The 6,133-nt window shown below is 73.3% G+C and carries 7 protein-coding genes and 1 pseudogene; 2 read left to right on the top strand and 6 right to left on the bottom strand.

Annotated elements, in window-relative coordinates:
• Nucleotides 1-251, bottom strand: a 251-nt coding sequence (locus tag IE312_RS30685) for a hypothetical protein (protein WP_189985525.1), incomplete at its 3' end; no start/stop codon positions are given.
• 174 nt (nt 252-425) lie between these two features.
• Between IE312_RS30685 and IE312_RS44045 the strand changes: the two genes are divergently transcribed.
• On the top strand, nt 426-809 hold the full coding sequence (locus tag IE312_RS44045; RefSeq protein ID WP_189985524.1) for a cold-shock protein: 384 nt from the start codon (nt 426-428) through the stop codon (nt 807-809).
• A 5-nt stretch (nt 810-814) separates the two neighbouring features.
• Here IE312_RS44045 and IE312_RS30675 read toward each other — a convergent pair whose 3' ends face one another.
• From IE312_RS30675 to IE312_RS30660, 4 genes are all read right to left on the bottom strand, one after another.
• Nucleotides 815-1,702, bottom strand: coding sequence for a 1,4-dihydroxy-6-naphtoate synthase (locus tag IE312_RS30675; RefSeq protein WP_189985523.1), 888 nt, complete (start codon nt 1,700-1,702; stop codon nt 815-817).
• A 5-nt stretch (nt 1,703-1,707) separates the two neighbouring features.
• Entirely contained in the window at nt 1,708-2,436 is a 729-nt protein-coding gene (locus tag IE312_RS30670) for a futalosine hydrolase (protein ID WP_229900627.1), read from the bottom strand.
• Nucleotides 2,409-2,885, bottom strand: coding sequence for a DUF2771 domain-containing protein (locus IE312_RS30665; RefSeq protein ID WP_189985522.1), 477 nt, complete (start codon nt 2,883-2,885; stop codon nt 2,409-2,411). The genes IE312_RS30670 and IE312_RS30665 overlap by 28 nt, the downstream gene beginning before the upstream one ends.
• Nucleotides 2,886-2,962: 77 nt before the next feature.
• The gene (locus IE312_RS30660; protein ID WP_229900626.1) at nt 2,963-4,375 is read right to left on the bottom strand and encodes an MFS transporter; all 1,413 of its coding nucleotides are present in this window, start codon (nt 4,373-4,375) and stop codon (nt 2,963-2,965) included.
• 265 nt (nt 4,376-4,640) lie between these two features.
• Between IE312_RS30660 and IE312_RS30655 the strand changes: the two genes are divergently transcribed.
• Nucleotides 4,641-5,567 (top strand): DUF3027 domain-containing protein, encoded by a 927-nt coding sequence (locus tag IE312_RS30655; protein WP_189985521.1) that lies wholly within the window; start codon nt 4,641-4,643, stop codon nt 5,565-5,567.
• A 122-nt stretch (nt 5,568-5,689) separates the two neighbouring features.
• Here the strand turns inward: IE312_RS30655 and IE312_RS30650 are convergent.
• Nucleotides 5,690-5,983, bottom strand: a pseudogene (locus IE312_RS30650) (ATP-binding protein); the annotation flags it as partial.
• Nucleotides 5,984-6,133 lie beyond the last annotated feature (150 nt).

Below are 6,133 nucleotides of genomic sequence, written 5' to 3'. Positions count from 1 at the left end.
CCCGGCGCGGTGTCCCTCGCCTGACGCCGTCCGGCGGCGACGGACCGCAGCACACCGGCGCCGGCCACCAGGAATCCGACGGCCATGAGCATGCTCAGGCCGAACATGTAGGTCGGAAAGGGCTTCGCGCCGAGCAGGAGCGGGGCCACCGTGACGAGAGTGGCCACGGCGCCGATGAAGAACACGACGGCACCGGCGCGGATCAGCCGGTCACCGGGTGCGGCGGAATTCGTTCGGGTTTTGTCACGCACCCGACCAGGGTAGTTCCCTGCGCGAGAGAACAACCCGGGGACGTCTTGTCACCCGCCCCGAGACCATTAGCCTTGTAGCGCTTGGTGGCGGCGGGTCATGGTCGACCCGCCCCAGTGCTATCAAGAGCCGTTTCCGAAGTAGTTTTCCCGACGAGTACGAGGACGAGGACAGACGTGCCTACCGGCAAGGTCAAGTGGTTCAACAGCGAGAAGGGCTTCGGCTTTCTCTCCCGCGACGACGGCGGTGACGTCTTCGTCCATTCCTCGGTTCTCCCCGCCGGAGTCGATGCGCTCAAGCCGGGACAGCGCGTGGAGTTCGGCGTCGTCGCCGGTCAGCGCGGTGACCAGGCCCTTTCGGTGACCGTGCTCGACCCGACACCGTCGGTCGCCGCGGCCCAGCGCAAGAAGCCGGACGAGCTGGCCTCGATCGTGCAGGATTTGACGACCCTTCTCGAGAACATCACGCCGATGCTGGAGAAGGGCCGTTATCCGGAGAAGGCGTCCGGCAAGAAGATCGCGGGCCTGCTCCGCGCGGTCGCCGACCAGCTGGACGTCTAGAACCGTCAGGGAAACGACAGCGCATCCGGGCCGAGGGGCGGAACGAGCCCCTCGGCCGCCGCACGGGTGAGCAGTCCGCGCACGGCGGCGTAACCGGACTCGCCGAGGTCGGCGGTGAACTCGTTGACGTAGAGCCCGATGTGCTGGTCGGCGACGGCCGGGTCCATCTCCTGGGCGTGCGCCATGACGTACGGCCGGGAGGCCTCGGGGTCGTCCCAGGCGGCCCGTACGGAGGCCCGGACGTCCGCGGCGAGCCGGCCCAGCGTCTCGGCGCCCAGCGACCGCTTGGCGATGATCGCGCCCAGCGGGATCGGCAGCCCGGTGGTCCGCTCCCAGTGCTCGCCCATGTCGGCGAGCTTGTACAGCCCGTAGTTGCCGTAGGTGAACCGGGCCTCGTGGATGACCAGGCCCGCGTCCACCTTGCCGTCCCGCACGGCCGGCATGATCTCGTGGAACGGCATGACCACGATCTCGCCGACCCCGCCCGGCAGGGTGTCCGCGGCCCACAGGCGGAACAGCAGGTAGGCGGTCGACTTCTCGCTGGGCACCGCGACCGTACGGCCCGTCAGTCCCCCACTGCCGAAAGCGTGGGAGGTGCCCCCATCTTCGGGCTCCCGGGTGAGCACCAGCGGCCCGCAGCCCCGGCCCAGCGCACCGCCGCACGGCAGCAGCGCGTACTCGTCGAGGACGTAGGGCAGGACGGCGTACGACACCTTCAGCACGTCCGACTCGCCGCGCTCGGCCATGCCGTTGGTGATGTCGATGTCGGCGAAGGTCACGTCGAGCGCGGGGGCGCCGGGCACGCGGCCGTGCGCGAGGGCGTCGAAGACGAAGGTGTCGTTCGGGCAGGGGGAGTAGGCGATCCGCAGGGTCTGCCGCTGCTCACTGGTCATGGGTTTCAACTCTCCAATGCGGGCGCGAGCTTCCCGAAGGCCTCGGTGAGGGCGGCGAGGGCGTCGGCGATGCGCCAGGCGGCACGGTCCCGGGGACCCACCGGGTTGGACACCGCGCGGATCTCCAGCACGGGCACGCCGTGCGCGGCGGCCGCCTCCGCCACCCCGAAGCCCTCCATGCCCTCGGCGAGCGCGCCGGGGTGGCGGTCGCGCAGGACGGCGGCGCGGTCGGCGGTGCCGGTGACCGTGGAGCCGGTCAGGATCGTGCCGGTACGGGCACCGGTGGCCTCGGACACGACTCGTACGAGTGATTCCGGCGGGCGGTGGGTGATGGTCCCGAAGCCGAGTTCGGTGACCGGGAGGAAGCCGTCGGCGGTCTCGGCGCCCAGGTCGGCCGCGGTGATCGCGTCGGCGACGACGAGCGAGCCGACGGGCGCCCCGGGCAGGAAGCCGCCGCCGATCCCGGCCGAGACGACCAGGCGGTAGGGGCGGCCGGCCAGCGCGGCGGCGGTGAGGGCGCCGGCGGTGGTGGCGGCGGCGAGCGCCGGGCCGACACCGGCGGCGAGCAGGTCCAGGCCCGCGGCCGTACGGCGCACGGACCCGCCCGGCAGCCGTATCTCCTCGGCGGCCCCGGGCAGCGCCCGTGCCACCGCGTCCCGCTCGACGGGGACCGCGGTGGCGACGAGGACCGGAAAGGAGGTCGTGCTCAGGCCTTCTTCAGCTTGAAGATCCACAGGCCCTTCCTCGACCTGTCGTCGCCCATCTGCACCGCGAGCGTGTTGGTCTCGCCCTGCGTGCCGTACTGGGCGGCGAAGAACACGCTGCTGGGCAGGGTGCGGTAGGTCTCTTTGCTGAGGTCGCTGGCCGGGCGGCCGTTGACCAGGAGGATCCAGCCCGCGTCCGCGATCTTCGGGTCGACGCCGATGCGGACGGTCTGGTCCTGGCCGACCTTGATGGACTCGGCGTCGTCGGCCTTCTTGGAGCACTTCCTGAGCGACTCGGCGTCCAGCGCCTTGCCGTCGTTGTAGCAGAGGGCCTCGGAGTTGACCGAGTCCCGGCCGACGGTGATCGTCGCGACGGGCGTCGGCTTGTCGCAGGCCGACAGGACGAGCAGTCCGGCGGAAACGGCGCCGGCAACGGCGACGGCGCGGCGGCGTCGCACAACGGATTGCAGCGTGGTCATGGCCGAAGGCTATCGGGCCCCCGGAGCCGTCCGCCCACGTGGGGTGCGGCGTGCCCGGTTCGTTACGCCGGCCGACGTCACACCGGGTCCTGTGCCGGCTCCGCCCGCGCCCGCCCGCCCTGCCGCGCGGAGGCCAGCAGCCCCCGCAGCGTGCCCAGCCAGCCGACGGCCACGAACGCGGCGCCGACGAGCAGCCCGACCGTGCCGTCGAGCGGCATCACGATGCCGACCGCGCCGCCGAACACCCACGCCATCTGCAGCAGCGTCTCCGAGCGGGCGAACGCCGAGGTGCGCACCAGCTCCGGCACGTCCCGCTGGATGAGGGCGTCCAGCGCCAGCTTGGCCAGGGCCTGCGCGAAACCGGCGACCGCGGCCAGACAGGCCACCAGGAACGCCCCGAAGAACACGGCGGCGACCATCGCGGCCCCCAGTACGGCCATGACGACGGTCACGATGATGATCTCCGGGGCGCGGGACCGCAGCCACGCCCCCACCGCCGTGCCCAGGGCGTTGCCCGCGCCCGCCGCGACCCCCACTATCCCCAGCGACACCGCCGCGCTCTCCCCGGTCAGTGGGTGCTCGCGCAGCAGGAAGGCGAGGAAGAAGATCAGGAAGCCGGACAGGCAGCGCAGGGCGGCGTTGGCGCCCAGTGCGTGCGTGACGGCCGGCCCGACCGTCCGCAGCCCCGGCCGCTTCACCCGCTCCCGGCACGGCCCGCGCAGGTGCTGCTCGTCGGCCGCGAGCAGCGCGACGTCCTCGCCCTTCGCCGAGTCCACGGCGGGCGGCAGGGAGAACGACAGAAACGTCCCGGCAGCGAAGATCACGAACGCCCCGTACAGCGGCCACGGATCGCCGAGGGCGTGCAGGCCCGCCCCGACCGGCGCGGCGGCACCGGTGGCCAGCAGTCCGGCGAGCGTGACCCGGGAATTGGCCTTCACCAGCGAGAACCCCGGCGGCAGCAGCCGCGGTACGACGGCGCTGCGCACCACGCCGTACGCCTTCGACGCCACCAGCACCCCCAGCGCGGCCGGGTACAGCTCCAGGCCGCCGCCCGCCACCGCCCCCGAGATCACCAGCGCGAGCAGCGCCCGCGCCAGCATCGCCCCCGCCATCGCGGCCCGCCGCCCGTGCGGCAGCCGGTCCAGCAGGGGGCCGATGACGGGGGCGAGGACCGTGAACGGGGCCATGGTGATGGCGAGGTACAGGGCGACCCGCCCGCGCGCCTCGTCCGTCGGCACCGAGAAGAACACCGTGGACGCCAGCGCCACCGTCACCATGACGTCCCCGGCGCCGTTCACCGCGTGCAGCTCGATCAGTTTGCCCAGGCCCGACTCGCCCGCGCCGTGCGCGTGCGTCACCCTGCGGATGCCCCGCGCCGCGCCCCTGACCGGCAGGTGCAGGGCACGGCCGACCGCGCGGACGGCACCGCCCACCCGGCCCGCACCGCCGCCCCGACCACTCGCCCTGTCCGCGGCTGCCACGACGTTCATAGTGCCCCGAGATGGCACCGGATAGTGCGGACACGGCCCGCGTGGCGGCGTACGGCCCCGGTCGGCCCAGACGGGGGCGGGTGGGAAAATCCACGAATCCTGTCCGGTGTAGCGTGCCTATCTCAGCCATAACGCAGAATGGATGGCAGAGGTGCGCCCAGGCGCGCGGATGCAGACGTCGATGCGGTCCCCAGGTCCGCTCCGTCGGCGAAACCGCCGGAGGCAGCCGCACTCGACGAGACGGCGTAGGAGAGAAGCGATACCTGTGAGCGCAGCGACCACGCGAAGCCGCACCCCCGACCGTCTGTGCGCCGAGGCCGTCGACCTCGCCCGCGCCGCCGCCGAGGAGGCCGCCGCGCCCGGCGTGGTCGGCGAGCACGCCGGCGTGGTGTCCGAGGGTGACCGGGTGGTCACGCACTTCTTCGCGTGCAAGGAACTGGGTTACCGGGGCTGGCGCTGGGCGGTGACGGTGGCCCGCGCCTCTCGCGCCAAGATCGTCACCCTGGACGAGGTCGTCCTGCTGCCCGGTCCCGACGCCCTGCTCGCCCCCGAGTGGGTGCCGTGGAGCGAGCGCCTGCGCCCCGGCGACCTCGGCCCCGGCGACCTGCTCCCCACCGACCAGGACGACCTGCGCCTCGAACCCGGCTACACGGGCGAGGAGGAGCCGCCGCCGAACTCGCCGCTCTCCGAGGAGATGCGCGAACTGGCCGAGGCCGAGGACGCCGACGTCACCCCGGGCGCCCCCGCCGTCCAGCCGACCGTCCCCACGCGCGGCACCATCGCGTCCGTGGCCGAGGAACTGGGCCTGCGCCGCGCGCGCGTCCTGTCCCGCTACGGCCTGCGCGCCGCCGCCGACCGCTGGGAGGAGGCCTTCGGGCCGAAGGCCCCGATGGCCCAGGCGGCCCCCGCCTCCTGCGTGAGCTGCGGCTTCCTCGCCCCCATCGGCGGCTCCCTCGGCCAGGCCTTCGGCGTCTGCGCCAACGAGTTCTCGCCGGCCGACGGCCGGGTCGTCTCGCTGGCCTACGGCTGCGGCGGCCACTCGGAGGCGGCGGTCATGCCCAAGCCCCCGCAGCCCGCCTCGCCGGTCATCGACGAGACCCGGGTCGACCCCTTCCCGCTCCGCCCGGCCCGCGACTCCGGCTCGGTCCCGGAGGCCGGCGACGACGAGACCGCGGAGCTCGGCCACTCCTGAGCCCGCACGCGGACCTCGGCCCACACCGTCTTGCGCGGTGCGGGCCCCGGCGCCGTGCCCCAGCGCTCCGCCAGCGCGTCCACGAGCAGCAGCCCCCGCCCGCCGTCGGCGTCCGGCGCGGGCCGCCGCGCCTCCGGGACGCGGTCACCACGCGTGTCGGTCACCTCGATACGGAGCGTGTCCCCGACGGCGTACATCGTCAGCCGGAAGTCCCGCCCGGCCACCCGGCCGTGCGTGGCCGCGTTCGCCGCCAGCTCCGCCACGATCAGCTCCGCGGGTTCCAGGGGGAGTCCCCAGGTGCGGAGTTGCTCCCGCGCGAGCAGGCGGGCCAGCCGGGCGCCCCGTGGGGTGGGAGAGAGGCGGACAGTGAGGTGGGGGACGGGGGTGGAGATGTGGGTGGAGATTTCCTGGTTCACATCACTCAGAGTGGCGGCGACTGCTACCTGTGAACAGTGACGGACGGGTTGCGTAGGGTCACTGTCCGTCGCTCGTCCTGTGCTGTCGTGACCTGTCGACCAGGGGGTGCGGTGTGAGTGAGGAAGAGGAGCCGGGGTGGGAGGTCGAAC

Source organism: Streptomyces capoamus, from assembly GCF_014654935.1.
Lineage (GTDB): Bacteria > Actinomycetota > Actinomycetes > Streptomycetales > Streptomycetaceae > Streptomyces > Streptomyces capoamus.
Note: the sequence above shows the minus strand (reverse complement) of the source record. Positions and strands in the feature narration are given on the sequence as shown.

Coding starts and splice junctions, on each gene's coding strand:
- IE312_RS30675 (WP_189985523.1), bottom strand. CDS start 1,702: ATGACCAGTGAGCAGCGGCAGACCCTGCGGATCGCCTACTCCCCCTGC.
- IE312_RS30665 (WP_189985522.1), bottom strand. CDS start 2,885: ATGACCACGCTGCAATCCGTTGTGCGACGCCGCCGCGCCGTCGCCGTT.
- IE312_RS30660 (WP_229900626.1), bottom strand. CDS start 4,375: ATGAACGTCGTGGCAGCCGCGGACAGGGCGAGTGGTCGGGGCGGCGGT.